We start from the raw sequence: 14,637 nt of genomic DNA on the forward strand, positions 1-14,637 counted from the left end.
TGATCTGGAACGGAGTATTACTGATTCCATGACATCCCGCTGCAATTCGCAAATGTCGTCGTTGAGTTGCGTGACTGACGCCGAAAAGCCCACGATATCGGGAGGGCCGGACAGCTGCTGGTAGAGCTTTTCAAGTTGGACGCTCAAGTAGCTGTGTCGGCTTGCGAATCCTTGTAGTTTCATCATCCACCTCACCTCGACATCATCCCTGCGTGTGACTGGGTGAAGGGATATCCGTTCCCTCCGGATGTTGGGCGATCTCTAAAATGTGAACTAGTAGAATCATTCCGCGTCGTCTGGATCCTGCTCCTCAAAAGTCATTTCGCGCTGCAGGTTCAGCTCGAGCACGGTCCCCGGCGCCGGCGCATACCAGTCGACGATCACGAAGCGTCCTTTGCCTGTGGCAGCGTCGTACTCCATGAGGACGCAGTCGTCATTCCACTCCTGGAGAGCCCAGCTTAGCTCAGAGTGTGAGGGTGACTCTTCCCCAGCCGGCTCAAGCTGAAACCATCCATGGCCAGAGCCTGCGCTGGGAAAGAACCTGCTTGGCAGGTTGCTTTCTTCTTCATTGTTGTCGTTGCGCAATACCGTGAGTTTGGTCATTACCTGGCCTAGTCCTTGCGCAGTGGGGCCTGGGCGGCGAGGGCATCGATGACCGACAACAGCGCGGCGCTGTCCACGGGGCCCTCCAGGCGCATGCTGTGCCCCGTCAAACTGTCGGTGACCTCGATCGTAGGGGTAGCGGCAATGCCGCGGCTCTTGGCCACAGCCAGTTGTTTGTCTACAACCCCACGGATGTCCATGTTTGCTCTAGCGCAACTGGAAAGAGCCTCGGTGGACACACCGGGCACCTCCAGTTCCCCTGCGAGTCCTTGTCCATCACCCCGTGTGCGCAGCAGAACCAGTTCGATCGCCTGCCAGAATACCGCTGCCCCCCCTAAGTACCCTGCGCATTGAACGAGTCGCGCCTCCGATTGTGCGGCAACTCCATGGATATCGAGGGGGAAATGGTGCCACGCGAGCTTCACGTTCTCTTGCCCGCTCACCCAGTGCTTCAGTTGCGGGGTGTATGCCCTGCAATAAGGGCATTCGAGGTCTGCATACTCAGTGATTACCCACCTGGCATTCGTGGGGCCGAAGTACCAGGTCTCATCGGGGCTTCTGGTATTCGAACTCGTCGCGAGCTGCCAGCAGACACCTACGCCTGCGATCACCATGACAATAAACAAGATGAGGTTGAGCCTAAGCTTAGGCATGCTTCCCCCCTAACTCACCAGGATTGGCTCCAGGCCGGCCGAGATTCTGCAACGCAACTTGGAGATCCTGGATTGCCCCCTCCGGTTGAGGATGCTGCTTCAGCCACTCATCCAACACGGACTGAACCAGGGGAATGATGTCGCGACGATCGAGGGCGTTATTTTTGATCTGTTGCAGCTCGTCAATGAGCACTGGTGCGCAAACCGACAGCGACTGGAGTGTGTCGTGCCCGGGGTCTTTGAGCAGCTGGGTCAGGTTATCAATGATGTTCTGGGTCAGGGTATTCATGACTCTCATGCCACGCGCTCCACGGCCTTCTTTTGTTCGGGAAAGGTGATGGGGAAAGGGGTGATACCGCGCTTGCGGTCCAGGTCTGCTGCCACCTGCAGCGCGGCATGTAATTCATCGCAGCCGAGCGCTTGCATGGTTTCATAACGTTGCCGCTTTTCTTCTGGCTCGGTCATGGCCAAGGCGAGGCATAAGCTGGGCGGCACTACCCGGAACAGCATCTCGATCCGCTTGGCCAGGACGATGCCCTCGGTGAATTTGCCGTTCTCCTTCCTTGCCGAGAGCATCATCGTCTTCTGTGCCGGCGTGAGTTCACGGAAGCGCGCGATCTTCTCCACCTCGTCTGGTGGCATGTTCAGGCAGATCCACCACTCGATCATGTTCAGCAGCGCCGATGCTTCTGGGGGGATGTCGTCGACGTTTTGGGTCGCCATCCAGTACCAGGCACCCAGTTTTCGCCACATCTTGGTGATCTTGACCGAGTACGGGGAGAGCAGTGGGACCTTCAATGGAATGTGGCCTTCGTCGGTGAAGGCAATCAGTGGTCGACCTTTGAACTGGTCACGCTCTGCGATGTTGTTGATGGTGTTCAGCAGTGAGATATAGGCGATGGCCATCTGGGCCTGATAGCCCTCACGCGCGTAAGTAGCCAAGTCTACGATCGTGATGTCAGCTTCCGGCCAGGCGGTACCAGGACGGTTGAACATCTCGGCTTCCGTACCCATGGTGAACATCCCCATGGCTTCGGCCATCTCCATGAGTCGGTTGCGCCGGCTTTCAGGGAGCTTGTCGTTGCTGGCCATCGCTTGGAGTGCTGCGCTGATATCTTCAGTGAGCACTGGCCGGTTCTTGCTGACACACAGCTCGGCCGCGTTGAGGATGCACTGGCGGATAGCACTGCGGTCAGCCCGAGTGAGCCGAGCATCTTCCTTGGACTCGCCGCCTGTGATCATCAGTCGGGCAGTGATCTCAAGTTCGCCCAAGATATCCCGCTGGTCGTCCTCGAGCCCCGCCAGGGCGTCGGCGAGGTGTTGATCGGAAGCATCCACGTCCGCCGCATTCAGGACCTTGACCTGGTCCTTGTTTTTGACGAGTTGCACCGCGTCTACGAACGGGGCAAGGCTCACGCCGCTGCCTGGGGCGAGCCGCACTCGGTTGACGGTCAAACCGAGCCGCTTGGCGAAATCCCCCAGCAGGCCGAAGCTGTTGCCGGCCTCGATGATGAAGAACCTTGGGCGGTACAGTGCGATGGCTTGCATGATCAGGTAGTTGGCTGTTGCGGACTTACCCGCGCCGGTGGGACCAAACAAGAACAGGTGCGCGTTCATCTGGCGATCGAGCTTGTTCAACGGGTCGAAGGTCAGCGCCGCTCCCCCCCTGTTGGAGAGCGTGAAACCTGGGTTGCCTGTGCCAGTGGAACGCCCCCATACCGGCGCCAGGTTCGCGATGTGCTGGGTGAACATCAGCTGGGTGTACCAGTCCAGAGCGCGGTTTTCATTCGGGTCGAAATTGCAGGGTAACCACCGTAGGTAGCTGTTCAGGGGCGCTACCTCGTCCTGTGGCTGGACTGGCTGCATGCCGGCGCCGAGCAGGATGTTGCACAAGCTGGTCGTGCGCTCCCCGAGCACGTCCTTATCCTGCCCACGCAGGAAGAAAGCAACACTGCCCCTGTAGAGCTTGTGCTTACGCCCGAGGATGGACCGTGCCGTTTGAACGTCATCCCGGGTGTGGCTGGATGCCTGGGTGTCGCCGATGGCCTTCCTGGAGAGTTGTTCAAGATGCCCTTCCAGCAGATCCTGCGGGGTCGGCACCATGGTGATACACAGCACGGTATCCTCAGGCAGGCGGTCGAACAGCGAGTTCAATGAGTCTGACTGCTTGGTCTCACCGGTCAGGTGCCCGGTAAGGGGGGCATTTTTCAGGCGATCGAGGATCACAACTCGGTGCGGCATGCCGTCGAACGACCAAAGGCCGCTGTCGACATCCGAGCGCGGTTCTCGGAAGAACAAATTCTCCGAAAAGTCGGTACCGCTGGCCACCGGCAGTTCACCCTCGTCGAGCTCGCGTGGTGGTTGGCAGACCGTGTCGTAGAATCGACGGATATCGCTATCGGTCGTGCCCAGATGATCTGGGTGTGGATTGAACCAACCCACGAGCCAGCGCTTGATAGCGTGGCCATCCATGCGTTTGGTTGTAACGCCGGCGTTGGCCAGGGATCCCTTGAGGCGATCGCAGATTGCTTTGAGGTATGCGGCAGGCTCCTGACCGCGAACCACGAGGTCCTGTTTCTTTACCCGGCGGTACACCACCAGGCGGACTTTCCGGGTCTGCCCACGCCACGGAAGGTTGCTGACGGCCGTGTCGACGAACAGCCCACCGGGCTTGGAGATGGATTCAAGGTGGTGGCGGAACAGCGCGAGATATAACCTGGTGAAGTCTGTGTTGTCAGCCCGGGGCTGAACGTAGGCCTGGAGTTTCTGCAGGTAGTCACCCCAGTCCGTCTCGTCCTGGGCGTAAAGCTGAACGACCCAGTGCGAGCTCTCCAGCTCGTCAAAACTGTCTTGTAGGACGCCTTGCAACGCATCGCGAGCTTGTTGAAGCCAGTCGTCGGAGCGCCCCTCGGTCCCAATCGGGACCAACTCGAAAAACGCCGCCCTGGAAATGCCATCCTCGAGGAGCATGGCTTCTTCCTCGGGCAGATATTCGGCCCATGGCAGCATGTCCACGAACGACGGGTTGACCTCGTACATGCGCGACACGTCAGCTTTCGTAGCCGGCCGACGTTTAGGGTTTTGCCAGTCGATAGGGGAAGGGATGCCCATCGACTCCAGGCGGGCGATGTACCGGTCATTCGCAGCTAGGCGGTGCTCCTCGTTGATGGCTGTACTAACCGTTGTGGGACGGTCGTCGATTGGCTCGTGTTCGGTCGCTGTCTGGCCGAGCACGGGCTCGATGGGCATTGCAGAGCCTTTGCCCAGCAATTTGCTGATGAACTGCATCAGTACTCCTCCGTACGCTCGCCTGGCATGGCGTACTGCACGCGTTGATACATCGGGAACACCGTGGTGTAACCCGGGACTGGAACCGGATCCGTACCAGCCAGGTGCGGGAACACGTACATCACCAGGTCAGGATTCGGCAGGCGCTTGAACTGGCTGTAAATCTCGTTCTGGGGCGTGCGAGTGAAGGCGTCAGCACCTGTCTGTTGGCGAACCACCTGCGCCTCATCAAGCGGCCGGCGAAGTTCCTGGCGAGCATCCAGCAGCATTCTGCTGTTGGAGCTGCCAGAGCTTCCTCCAGACGTTCCGTGTTGCCACACGTCCATCATGTTGGCTTCCCCGTGGGGGAGCAGCTCGTCTTTGTCAGTCGTGCATCCGCCTAGAAGGAGGGTGAGCACGAGCCAGGCCCCGGCCTGCAGGTGGGGCTTAGTCCAAGTTTGCAGATACATGGTTGGCTCCGGAGTTGTAATCGACCTTGCGGCCTTTGATCTCGTAGTCGATGGCGAGCTGCTGGTCCAAGTGGACGGCGACCTTCGCCCCGGGCTGGACGTACACGGCGGCGAAGGCTTCGCCGTAGAGCTTGTTCATCCAGGAGCGGATGTCGCTGACGCCGCCGGTGAGAATCGCGCCCATGGCTGAGTTCCCCGAGGAGCCCGTGGTCCCGAATGACGTTCCTCCGCTGCTGAAGGATGTTGAGCTATTTTGCTCATCGGCCTTCAACAGTTTGGCGATGCCGGCGCCCGCGGCCGTCACCAGGGATTGGTTGGTCAAATACTCCTTAGCGTTTGATCGGCGGTCGCCCGAGATGCAGGGGATGCCGTAGGAATCGCTAATCCAGCCGAGCCCGCCCTGGATCGCAGGCTGCCCATTCCCGTTGCTGCTGTTCTGATTGTTGTTCTGGCTGCCATTTGCTTCCTCGGCCGGGGCAGGGAACGATCGAACCGTGCCGTCGGCGAACACGAAGGTCAGGCTCCGTACTTGTCCGCGCACGCAGGACAATGTCCAGTCGCCCGATGCGGTCCCACTGGCGACGGCGCCGACGACGTCAGGGAGATCAATGCCGTTGGCGGTTAGGTTGTCCGGACCGATCAAAACCTTAAATGGGAAGGGGTCATTGACTGTTCCATCGATCGGGACGCGGCCAATGAGCGCCGACATGGCTACCGACCCCATCAGGGTCGAGTTCTGAGGCAGGGTATAGGCTTTGCGCACTTGCTTGCGGGCATCCTGGGGAGACATCTCAGCACCGACGTTCTGCGCCGTTGCGTTGAGAACGGTCTGGCCTTTGTCCAGGGTGCTGCCAAAGCTGGTGGGAAAATTGAAGCCGCTGGCTGCCTGGGGGGAGCCGGGCTGAAGTGGCTTACCGCTGGCGTCCACTGCAGTGGCGTCGGTCGGCTCGACCCACACGAGGCCATTGGACTTCGTACCCTTGTCGAAGCCTGCGCCGTCACCAGGTTGCACGCCAAGCCCGATAGGCAGGTCTTGCCCAGCGGCATTGGGGTTCTGCGACAGGTTATCCAACTGACGCTGGAACTGGTCCAGTAGGCCCAGGCTCTGGTTTTTAACCTGCTCCTGCAGCTCGCCCTTCGCATCATTCAGCTTGCTGTCGACATTCTGATCTATGCGCGAAAGCCGGAGCTGGAGCTCTGCGTTCTGGTCCTTGAGTTCTTTGTTGTCGGTCAGCACCTTCGCGATCTGGTCTTTCACCTCCCGACTTTCAGCGACCACTGTGCGGAGAGTGTCGGCCGGGGTATCCCCGTCCACCCCTAGCTTGCGCGCGGTGTCGCCGCCGATGATGATCGGCTCATCTTCAGGAGCCTTCACCTCTTCTTTTTTACTCCCGCCCTTGAACAGGATGATGAGCACGACGATCAGCACCGGAATGAGCAGGTACTTGAGGAGTGGATTACTTTTCAGACTGCCCACGGCGCCCTCCTGCTTTCGGATCAATTTGGCTGACCGAGGACGGCAGCAGAGCCTCTTTCAGCCCTTTGCTCTGGGTGACCAGGTAAAGCGTGGTGGTATCGCTGGCGTTTCCGCGAGCCCCAAGGTACGGGTGCTGGAATGTCGCTGTGGTGAAGTTACCCATCAGCTCTGTGGCATTCATCGTCAGCTGCTGGGCGCTCAGGTTCCTCAGCTTGACCGCAGTGACGTAACTGTTGTCGAGGCGCCAAGCCCCCAGGATTGATGCCTCCACGGGCAATACCGGCAACAAAGTGCTCAGATCCAGGGCCCGGTCAACACGCACCTGGCTGATGCCGGCGACAGGCTCAACGGTGCGAAGTGGGGCGTACAGCATTTGTGCCGCATAGCGGGTCAGGGCCACCGGCGCTGGAGTCTCATGGCGGGGGGGCGGTGGAACATCCTCTTCTTCCTCCGACGTCGCGGATCGCTTTGTCGAAGTTCGTGCTGAGGTGGTATCGCCGTAGTAGGTGGAAGGGGCCGCACCGGCGACGATCTTGGCGGGCTCGAGCTTGGCTTGGCCCTCTGCCGCCGGTGTTGCGGCAATATCCACCAGCATGATCTCGCCGGTGGCCACGTTCTGCAGCTGGAGCCGAGTCGGTGGAATTTCTTGGCTGGCCAAGAGGTAGACCGCGCCACCGGTGCTCTGGATGCGCAGCATGCCGACAAGCTGGGGAGGCATCCCAACGCGCACGTTTTGGTCGACGAACACAATGCGCTCTTGCCCTACAATCAGCGGGATTGCCATGGGGATACGGTCCCACTGCAGTAGCTCTACCGCTTTCACATCGGCAACTGCGAAGAGGCCCAGAGCAAGAAGCCAGGCGCGCAGATTCATGGCTTCACCCCGGTGGCTTGCAGATCGACCTCGATGCGTTGTGGGTTGGATGCGTAGCAGTTCCACATCAACCCGAATGGATTTTTCTCTGGGTTGACGTCGGCACGGACAATGGACAATGGGTAGCGGGTCATGGCGCGCTTGACCCGCTCCCCGTTCACCGACTCGTCAGCGAGCAGATCCAGGTTGACTGTCCAATCGTTGATCCCGATTTCTTCTACGCGCAGCACGCCAGGGTCGGTCAGCCCGTGACCCGGGATTTCTGAGACGTTCCGCTCACGGCGACGCAGCTCACCGGCGTTACGGCGCATCTCGTAGTCTTTCTTCAAGTATTCCTTGCAACCAGGGGTAACGTAGGAGGCCAGGCGTTCGATGTTGTCCTGGTAGTCGTCGTCCCCATTCTTCTCCCAGCGCTGCATCTGCTGGAAGATATAGAACCCGAAGGCGTACACGTTCTCAGGCGGCACTTCCCACCATTTGCGAGTGCTGCCGGAGCGGAGGTCCGGCGGCACATGCACGGTCAGGTCTTCGGGGGCTTTGTGCCAGCCGTAGAACGCAAAAAGACTGACTGCGCCCAGCACAATGACCGCGATTCGCAAGCTAAGGATGTGTGCCTGCTGAGCATCCACTCGTTTTCGAAAACTCATGAAGATCCCTACTTTCCTGTACGACGGCATGTCCACGCACCCTTCCGGGTGACCAACTGGGGGCCACCGAGGAAGGGGAGGTGTTGAGCCTTATAGAACTGGAGCTGGCGGTAAAACCATGTGTCCGGCCGGCCGCGCTTCATCTTCCGGAGGATTCGGCTTGCCACGGTCAAGCCCAGAGCTCCACCTACAAGAGCGCAAGCGATGAAAAGAGCTGGGTTGCCGAACAAGAACGACACAGGGATGCCCAGAATCACTCCGACCCCCCCACAAACACCGACCGTTCCCCACATTTCATCAGCAGTGAGGCCGCCCATGACGATGGGCTGCCTATTCAGGTTGTGGGGGAGGAAGTCGAGCGTTCCATCCTTCAGGTAAGTGGTCTCAGCCATGTCGCATCACCAGTTAGAGGACGCCGGTAGCTTTGGTGACCATGAAGATGCCAACGCCGATCAGACAGATCCCGACAACGGCGGTGAGCCCCAGGTCTCGCCACTTTTTCTTGCCCTCATGGATATCGTGGTAAACGCCGTAGGCATGGGAGGCGACCCCCACCATCATGCCTCCGAGCAGAAACAGCCCGATAAGCATGAAACCGTCGTAACCGTAGTTCTGGATGGTTTGCAGCCAGCTCGTTCCCTCGCCGCGTGTGGGGGCTTGTGCTCCTGGTAAGGCGGCAGCGGCAATGACTGGGTGCAGACCCATGATCATTGCGGCGGCGCCGGTGAGTGACTTGGTGATGGTGCGGATAGACATCGGTTAGCTCCTTGGCTAGCTGAGAACGAGTGTGGATAGGATCAGCAGGAGGACGATGACCTTGACGGTCGACGCGGCTGCAATGTTTCTGTCGATGTTCTGGGTCGCCCAGCCCCGGTAGATGCTGTACAGCGCCCAGGCACCCCAAAGGGTCGACAGTGCGATGACGGTGCCTACGAACAGCACGGTGCTGGCCTGCGGTGTGATGCCGCTGGCAGCGTTGAAAGCTGCGACTTGAGTGCCGCTCATGCTCATGGCATCCGCCCGCCGGTGAGGGTGTATTTTCCCGCCAGCTCTGCCGGATCCCGCGGCTGTGCGCGACTTGGGGTCAGGTACTCTTGCAGGCCCTGGCGAACGCGCTGGATATCGCCGGCCAGACGTTCATAGTCGAAGTAGTAGCGCTGGCCAGGTTCGCTGGCGATCGTGGCGCTGCGGCGCGCTGAGTCCTCCAGCGCGTTCAGCTGGCGGATCATCACCTCGATGTTGGCCTGTTCTGATGCACCGGCCGCCTGAGCGCTTGGTATTAGTGAAAAGCCGCCGCTGACGCTGATCAGCGCGCCAAGCAGGATTCGGCGAGGAGATACAAGGAGGAGGGATGGCTTGTTCACGGCTGGGCTCTGGGACGACTGACTGTGGATGTCAGAATGCCGAGACCAGGTGGGGGGGCGCCTCAAGAAATACTTATCTGGGGGCCGTAGAATTTTTTCTCGAGGCCAATCAGGGTTTGAAACCGTACAATTAACCTGTCTCGATAAGGCAGTTGATCAGCCCAGTTCGGCCTGAGCCCACTGCATCGATTACGATGAGCCGGAGTCAAGCCAGGGAGTTGGTGTACTGGAATACTGATCTGTGGGGAGTCGTATGCCGCAGCAAAAAACTTATTCGCCGGCGTTTGATACTTGGGTCTCGGACTTTCTCGGTGTGCATTTCCGAGATGAGGGTTGCTACGATAAAGCGGTCCTGGCCGCTGAGATGTTGCAGCACAGTCGGGCAGTTAGCTCGTCCGAGTTGATCGAGATGGTCAGAAGAGCCAATGCCATGTTGGCCCTTCTCCCTGGTTACGATCATGAAGGCTAGGCAACGGATGGGTCAGGCTGGTAACTCGCTGTTCCCGGCCTCGCGCTTGAAAAAGAGCAGATATCCGACCGGCATGGGAAATCCGTAGGACCAGGCCTGGGCATTTTGATTGCCCATCTTGATCTCCCCTCGGCACACTGGCTGCGTGCTGACGAGTTCCCAGCCATCGGCGCCGAGCTCGAGCATCTTCGTCTGCAGCGGCTCGTCTTCGGACAAGAGAGACACAACATCGGGTTCCAACGTCTGCTCAGTGCTCTTGAAGATCCATGCGCCGCTAGTCGTGTTCTTGAATGGGATAGCGACAAACTCAGCGCGGTGTTCGAATTTCTTGCTCATGGTTCCTCCTTTACTTAATCAGCCGCGCGCTTGACGTGCCCCGGGGGCGAGCGCGTCGACGTAGCGTTCCATAATGGACAGCACCAGACTGTTGATCGCCAAGATCTTCATCGCTCGGGTGACGGCCACATACAGAAGGTTCAGCTCATCATCTCGTCGGCCTGGATCGATATCCGGTGAGAGCGGGTCTGACGTGAAGTCGTCGAAGAGCCCGACAAAATCCCACTCCAGGCCTTTCGACTTGTGGGCAGAGGTCAACGTAATAGTTGCGTCAAGCTCCTTATCCACCGTGCATGAGCGTAGAGCCAAGATTCGCTGGGGCAGATCCGGATACATGTTGATGATCTTGATCGAGCGGATCATCTCGCTGTCCTGGCTCACCTCGGCGATTTCTACGTACTGGGCATAGTCCCGGTAGTCACGGAGCAGTTTTTTGTTCTGGACCAGGTCGCGCTGCTGTCGACTGAAATAGAACAGGTCCTCGAGGTCGCGCACTGAGTAGCTGTCGATGCCGCCAACCCAGTAGATCTTGGGCTTCTCGGTGACCAGGCACAGAGCGTTTTCAATCACCCCAATGACGGTTCGATGAATGTACGTCCTGTGCGGCAGTCCAGCCGGCAGCGCTTTCTTCACCAATGTCTTCTCGCCCAGTCCCTGCAGCTTCCTGGTTTCTCCCTTGTAGGACAGGATGATGTTGGCGACATGGGCGACTGCCGGCCCAAACCTGAAGCTCTGGGTCAGGTAGTGCTTCTCAGCCCCGGCCATCCAGCTGGCGTTGAGAGCATCTTCCGCGCCTCGAAAGCGATAGATCTGCTGATGACGATCACCCACTGCCACCTTGCGAATGTTCTGAATGCGCACAATGTCTGCGATCACGGGGTTTACGTCCTGCCCCTCATCGAGCAGAACACAGTCGAAGCGCTGGCTCAGATCGGGTTTGCTCAACTGGTACAGCTTCAGGTAACCGTCATGAGTGATCTGCACCGCTGTGTCCTGCAGGTCAGTCATTCGCTTCCAGATGCCCATCGCTGCTGCGAGCGCTTGCTTCAGGTAGCGCTCCTGGGCGGACGTAAGCATCGGCCGGTCACGGAACCGCGGAAAGTGGCAGCGTTCGATAAGATCGTCGGCGCTGGCCATGTAGTTGTTGAGGGTGGTCAGCACGTCTCTAACCAACTCCCAGTCCTGCGTATCGATCGCTCGGGCGATGTCGGTCAGTCGCAAGTTGTTGGTCTGCTTATGGCTGAACTGTGTGCCATAGACGGCGTAGGCCAGGCCGTGTGCGGTTTTGTTCACCACGTTGCGCGGGAAGCGTCCCCGTGCGGCGATCTCCACCGACTTGTTGTAGCAGAGATAGAGAATCCGCAGTCGGGAGTGATGTTGAGCGTATCCCACCAGCGTGGTGGTCTTTCCACTGCCGGCGCCGGCCTGGATGAGGAGTTTCGGAGCCTCCGACTGGATGATCGGCGACTGTTCGTGGGTCCATTGCATCGTGCTCTTCCTCACAAATACTTCTTGAAGCTCGCGGCCGTGATGCTCACGGACACACCGAGCAGGGCGGCGCAGGGGAGCAGTACCAGCATGGGACTGATGCTGATCGGGAGTGCCAAGTAGAAGGTCCAGGGGAAAATAGCCAACGGCATGATCGTTGCGCGGGCCTTGTGATAGAGGTAACTGGATTCGCGGCCAGCGCCGAATTTGCGCAGATCTCGGCGCACCAGGCCGTCGACCAGACCCGTCAGTGCCGCCATGGCGAACAGCGGTATGGTCATCAGCAGCACGACCAAGCGGACGCAAAACACCAGAACGGTGAAGAGAGCGGCAAGCACATAGTTCTGGACCGTTGTGACGCTTTGCGCGGCCCAGTAGCGCATGTCCATCTCGTTGCGGGGCCCGGCGTGGGCTATCGACTCCATACCCTGGACCCAGCTGAGCATCCCGGTCTTCACGATCAGCCAGTCATAAGCTTCGGTGACCAGCCATGTCGCAGTGCGTCCCGGCTCTTGGACGATGGCACTGTGGACCAAGCCTTTGGATAACCAGCTGACCTCGCTGACCAGCATTTGCTGACCGTGTCGCCATCCAGCTTCTGGCCAGAAGAAGTACAGGCATACCCAGTCGACCAAGATGGCGACGAGCAGCGAGCCGAACATCACTCCGAGAAAGTTGAACGGGAACCAGAAGATCTTGCTGAACAGCGATTCCTGTCGCTCCTGCTGCTGTTCGGCCTTCTTTGAAACGTCGTCTGCCATGGCCTACACCTCAAGCTGCGTCATCGGTGGCCACCTGACGGAAATCTTCAACCAGGTCTTCGGGTAACGCAGATTTCAGTTCCTGATAGCCCGGGGCTTCCCACCAGTCGCTTGAGGACGCCGCCGAACGTCGCATGCCTGCGGCCAGGTCCTGCAGATTGCCGGGCATGACCTCGTCGGGGTCGTTCGCGGGAAGCGGCATGCGGACCTTCCAGAGGTTTCCACCCTCAATGAGCGCGAAGGCCTGCCCCTTGGGAAGCCCGACCACGTGGGCGGGCTCAATCATCGGCACGCTCGCCAGTTGCACTTGGTCATGTGAGCTCGAGGTGAATGCTGTTTTCCCGTTGACCGAGTCGTTCGCACTGCTCGCCGGGGTGCTGTTGTAAATCTGCACCTTGGGCAGCTGGTTGGTCAGCAGCTCGGCGGTTGCGGTTTCACGGACGCGCAACATGAACAGGTTGTTGAAGTTACCGATCACCTGGCCGGCCTTGGCTTTCGAGCCAATCTTCGCCTCGATGTCGCTCATGGTCTGGGTGTAGGCGGTGACCTGCATGCCCGCGCCGCCGGCTTTGTTCACCATGGGGATGAACTCGTCCCCGATCAGTTCGTTGAACTCGTCAGCGTGGAGGTTGATGCGAACCTTGCCACCGGCCATATGGCCCGGCAGACCATCATCGATGCCATGCTTGTAAATGTGGCCGGCGACGGAGACCAGGTCGCTGAACATCGAGTTGCCCACCGCCGCAGCGACCTCAGTGTCGGACAGCGCATCGAGGCCGATGTATACGACCGCGCGTTTCCGAATCACTTGCATCCAGTCGAAAATCGGTCGCTGGTCAGCGAGATCCAGGTAGTCGGGCGCGAGTAGCTCAGCGATACGACCAGTGGTGAGTTTCTCCAGGAGCGGCAGCAGGGATGCGACGATTTTGTCGAAGTAGGTCTTGTCGTAGCGCACGGCACTTCGCAGGCCATCCATGACGGAGTCGTTGATGCGTTTCTGGGTCAAGTACATGTCGATCGCCACGACGCGCAGCGGACGGTCCTTCATGGCGAATGACAGGTTCTTCCGATCGATCTTGCCTTCAACTTCAACGATGGCTTGCCAGGCCTTCGGATCATGTTCTGCGAAGTACTTCTGGGCGTATTCGATGAATAGCTCGTCGATGTTGATGACGTGCCGGCGGATCTGTTCGTAGTCAGGACGGCGGCCGAGGGCGACCAACGACTGCGCGATGATGTTGACGAATCGCCAGGCGAACTCCCGGAACGCAGCAGAGTTGCCCTCGCCGGAGAGCTGGCCAGCGATACGGGTGGCGACCTCGCTGATCCGACCAAAGCGGCCGATGGCGTTGTAGCGCGCGGAAATGTCCGGCCAGCCCAGGTGGAACACATAAAACTCGTCGAGGCGTCCGGCGCGCTTGCATTCGATGTACATGCGCTTGAGCAGATCCGCATCACCTTTCGGGTCGAAGACGATCACAACCTCGTGGTCGGCCTGTGCGTCTGCACGCCGGCGCCGGCTCCAGCGATGGGAAGTTTGGCTCCGGCGCCCCATACGGACTCGCGGCCCGCGTCGATGCGTTCGGCGAATGTCCTGCGTGATGAAGACCTCAGCCAGGCGAGTCTTGCCTACCCGTGTGGTTCCCAGCACCAATGTGTGGCCCACGCGCTCACCGAGAGGCAGGCTAACGTTCTGCTCATCAGGCTCGATTCCATGCAGCCTGGGCAGGCCACCCACGGGTGGCAGCGGCCTGGCGGGGTTCCAGTTGGAGTCCCAGCCAGTGACCTTGGTGATGAGCTTCAGTGGAAAGGGGGCGAACTCCAGACGTTCTTCCAGCCAGCGCGCACGTATATAGAGGTTCGTCGGCTCGACGTAGGCCGCGAACTGGGGAAGGTAGGTGTCGGCCAGGCGTTGCGTGTGCTTCTGTGTCCACCGGAATCCACGACCGATGAACAGGCGCTCATTGCTGATCGGCATTTCAGCGCTGGTCATGGTGTAGTGGGGAAGCCGCCGTAAATTCGCCTGGTAGCGTAGGACCCTCCGCGCCTGCAGGAGCCGAATGGTGCCCAGGTAGATAAAGCCCAGGGCGGCGACAATCCCGAACAGCGGTGTCAGGGCAAAAGCCCAGGGTGCGCCAATGCAGAGTGCAGCCGCTACATAGCAGACGGCAGTGGTGAATAGTTCTACCGGGGGGCGGAGCAGAGATTCAAGGGTATATGTCGCCATC

General features: G+C 59.4%; 16 protein-coding genes. All 16 read right to left on the minus strand.

The window, feature by feature from the left end:
• Positions 1-282: 282 nt before the first annotated feature.
• The gene (locus tag D8767_RS07400; RefSeq protein WP_023660755.1) at positions 283-603 is read right to left on the minus strand and encodes a hypothetical protein; all 321 of its coding nucleotides are present in this window, start codon (positions 601-603) and stop codon (positions 283-285) included.
• 8 nt (positions 604-611) lie between these two features.
• Positions 612-1,256: a thioredoxin domain-containing protein gene (locus D8767_RS07405; protein WP_023660754.1), complete on the minus strand. Its 645-nt coding sequence runs from the start codon at positions 1,254-1,256 to the stop codon at positions 612-614.
• Entirely contained in the window at positions 1,249-1,554 is a 306-nt protein-coding gene (locus D8767_RS07410; protein ID WP_023660753.1) for a hypothetical protein, read from the minus strand. Before D8767_RS07410 ends, D8767_RS07405 begins: the two co-directional genes overlap by 8 nt.
• The gene (locus D8767_RS07415) at positions 1,551-4,544 is read right to left on the minus strand and encodes a conjugative transfer ATPase (protein WP_225624740.1); all 2,994 of its coding nucleotides are present in this window, start codon (positions 4,542-4,544) and stop codon (positions 1,551-1,553) included. Before D8767_RS07415 ends, D8767_RS07410 begins: the two co-directional genes overlap by 4 nt.
• Complete coding sequence (locus D8767_RS07420) at positions 4,544-4,993, minus strand: TIGR03751 family conjugal transfer lipoprotein (protein WP_023660752.1); 450 nt, start codon at positions 4,991-4,993, stop codon at positions 4,544-4,546. The genes D8767_RS07415 and D8767_RS07420 overlap by 1 nt, the downstream gene beginning before the upstream one ends.
• On the minus strand, positions 4,971-6,470 hold the full coding sequence (locus tag D8767_RS07425; protein ID WP_023660751.1) for a TIGR03752 family integrating conjugative element protein: 1,500 nt from the start codon (positions 6,468-6,470) through the stop codon (positions 4,971-4,973). The genes D8767_RS07420 and D8767_RS07425 overlap by 23 nt, the downstream gene beginning before the upstream one ends.
• Positions 6,451-7,344: a TIGR03749 family integrating conjugative element protein gene (locus D8767_RS07430; protein WP_023660750.1), complete on the minus strand. Its 894-nt coding sequence runs from the start codon at positions 7,342-7,344 to the stop codon at positions 6,451-6,453. The genes D8767_RS07425 and D8767_RS07430 overlap by 20 nt, the downstream gene beginning before the upstream one ends.
• Positions 7,341-7,991 carry a PFL_4703 family integrating conjugative element protein gene (locus D8767_RS07435; protein WP_023660749.1) on the minus strand — a complete coding sequence of 217 codons (651 nt, stop codon included), beginning with the start codon at positions 7,989-7,991 and terminating at the stop codon, positions 7,341-7,343. Before D8767_RS07435 ends, D8767_RS07430 begins: the two co-directional genes overlap by 4 nt.
• An 8-nt stretch (positions 7,992-7,999) precedes the next feature.
• On the minus strand, positions 8,000-8,383 hold the full coding sequence (locus D8767_RS07440) for a TIGR03750 family conjugal transfer protein (RefSeq protein ID WP_023660748.1): 384 nt from the start codon (positions 8,381-8,383) through the stop codon (positions 8,000-8,002).
• Between the two features lie 13 nt (positions 8,384-8,396).
• A complete protein-coding gene (locus D8767_RS07445) occupies positions 8,397-8,702 on the minus strand; it encodes a TIGR03745 family integrating conjugative element membrane protein (RefSeq protein ID WP_225624753.1) in 306 nt (101 codons plus the stop codon).
• A 60-nt stretch (positions 8,703-8,762) separates the two neighbouring features.
• Positions 8,763-8,996, minus strand: a complete 234-nt coding sequence (locus D8767_RS07450; protein WP_023660746.1) for a TIGR03758 family integrating conjugative element protein — start codon at positions 8,994-8,996, stop codon at positions 8,763-8,765.
• Between the two features lie 2 nt (positions 8,997-8,998).
• Complete coding sequence (locus D8767_RS07455) at positions 8,999-9,316, minus strand: RAQPRD family integrative conjugative element protein (RefSeq protein ID WP_028690570.1); 318 nt, start codon at positions 9,314-9,316, stop codon at positions 8,999-9,001.
• A 520-nt stretch (positions 9,317-9,836) separates the two neighbouring features.
• Positions 9,837-10,160 (minus strand): hypothetical protein, encoded by a 324-nt coding sequence (locus tag D8767_RS07465; protein WP_023660744.1) that lies wholly within the window; start codon positions 10,158-10,160, stop codon positions 9,837-9,839.
• 18 nt (positions 10,161-10,178) lie between these two features.
• Entirely contained in the window at positions 10,179-11,648 is a 1,470-nt protein-coding gene (locus D8767_RS07470; protein WP_023660743.1) for a UvrD-helicase domain-containing protein, read from the minus strand.
• Positions 11,649-11,659: 11 nt separating this feature from the next.
• Complete coding sequence (locus tag D8767_RS07475; RefSeq protein WP_023660742.1) at positions 11,660-12,409, minus strand: TIGR03747 family integrating conjugative element membrane protein; 750 nt, start codon at positions 12,407-12,409, stop codon at positions 11,660-11,662.
• 10 nt (positions 12,410-12,419) lie between these two features.
• Positions 12,420-14,636 (minus strand): type IV conjugative transfer system coupling protein TraD, encoded by a 2,217-nt coding sequence (gene traD / locus D8767_RS07480; RefSeq protein WP_023660741.1) that lies wholly within the window; start codon positions 14,634-14,636, stop codon positions 12,420-12,422.
• Between the last annotated feature and the right edge of the window lies 1 nt (position 14,637).

It is taken from the genome of Pseudomonas sp. LTGT-11-2Z (genome assembly GCF_003691445.1).
Taxonomy (GTDB): domain Bacteria; phylum Pseudomonadota; class Gammaproteobacteria; order Pseudomonadales; family Pseudomonadaceae; genus Aquipseudomonas; species Aquipseudomonas monteilii.

What these genes read in the sequence shown, in the direction of transcription:
- D8767_RS07400 (WP_023660755.1), bottom strand. Translation starts at nt 603, where the DNA reads ATGACCAAACTCACGGTATTGCGCAACGACAACAATGAAGAAGAAAGC.
- D8767_RS07405 (WP_023660754.1), bottom strand. Translation starts at nt 1,256, where the DNA reads ATGCCTAAGCTTAGGCTCAACCTCATCTTGTTTATTGTCATGGTGATC.
- D8767_RS07410 (WP_023660753.1), bottom strand. Translation starts at nt 1,554, where the DNA reads ATGAGAGTCATGAATACCCTGACCCAGAACATCATTGATAACCTGACC.
- D8767_RS07415 (WP_225624740.1), bottom strand. Translation starts at nt 4,544, where the DNA reads ATGCAGTTCATCAGCAAATTGCTGGGCAAAGGCTCTGCAATGCCCATC.
- D8767_RS07420 (WP_023660752.1), bottom strand. Translation starts at nt 4,993, where the DNA reads ATGTATCTGCAAACTTGGACTAAGCCCCACCTGCAGGCCGGGGCCTGG.
- D8767_RS07430 (WP_023660750.1), bottom strand. Translation starts at nt 7,344, where the DNA reads ATGAATCTGCGCGCCTGGCTTCTTGCTCTGGGCCTCTTCGCAGTTGCC.
- D8767_RS07435 (WP_023660749.1), bottom strand. Translation starts at nt 7,991, where the DNA reads ATGAGTTTTCGAAAACGAGTGGATGCTCAGCAGGCACACATCCTTAGC.
- D8767_RS07440 (WP_023660748.1), bottom strand. Translation starts at nt 8,383, where the DNA reads ATGGCTGAGACCACTTACCTGAAGGATGGAACGCTCGACTTCCTCCCC.
- D8767_RS07445 (WP_225624753.1), bottom strand. Translation starts at nt 8,702, where the DNA reads ATGATCATGGGTCTGCACCCAGTCATTGCCGCTGCCGCCTTACCAGGA.
- D8767_RS07450 (WP_023660746.1), bottom strand. Translation starts at nt 8,996, where the DNA reads ATGAGCGGCACTCAAGTCGCAGCTTTCAACGCTGCCAGCGGCATCACA.
- D8767_RS07465 (WP_023660744.1), bottom strand. Translation starts at nt 10,160, where the DNA reads ATGAGCAAGAAATTCGAACACCGCGCTGAGTTTGTCGCTATCCCATTC.
- D8767_RS07470 (WP_023660743.1), bottom strand. Translation starts at nt 11,648, where the DNA reads ATGCAATGGACCCACGAACAGTCGCCGATCATCCAGTCGGAGGCTCCG.
- D8767_RS07475 (WP_023660742.1), bottom strand. Translation starts at nt 12,409, where the DNA reads ATGGCAGACGACGTTTCAAAGAAGGCCGAACAGCAGCAGGAGCGACAG.
- traD (WP_023660741.1), bottom strand. Translation starts at nt 14,636, where the DNA reads ATGGCGACATATACCCTTGAATCTCTGCTCCGCCCCCCGGTAGAACTA.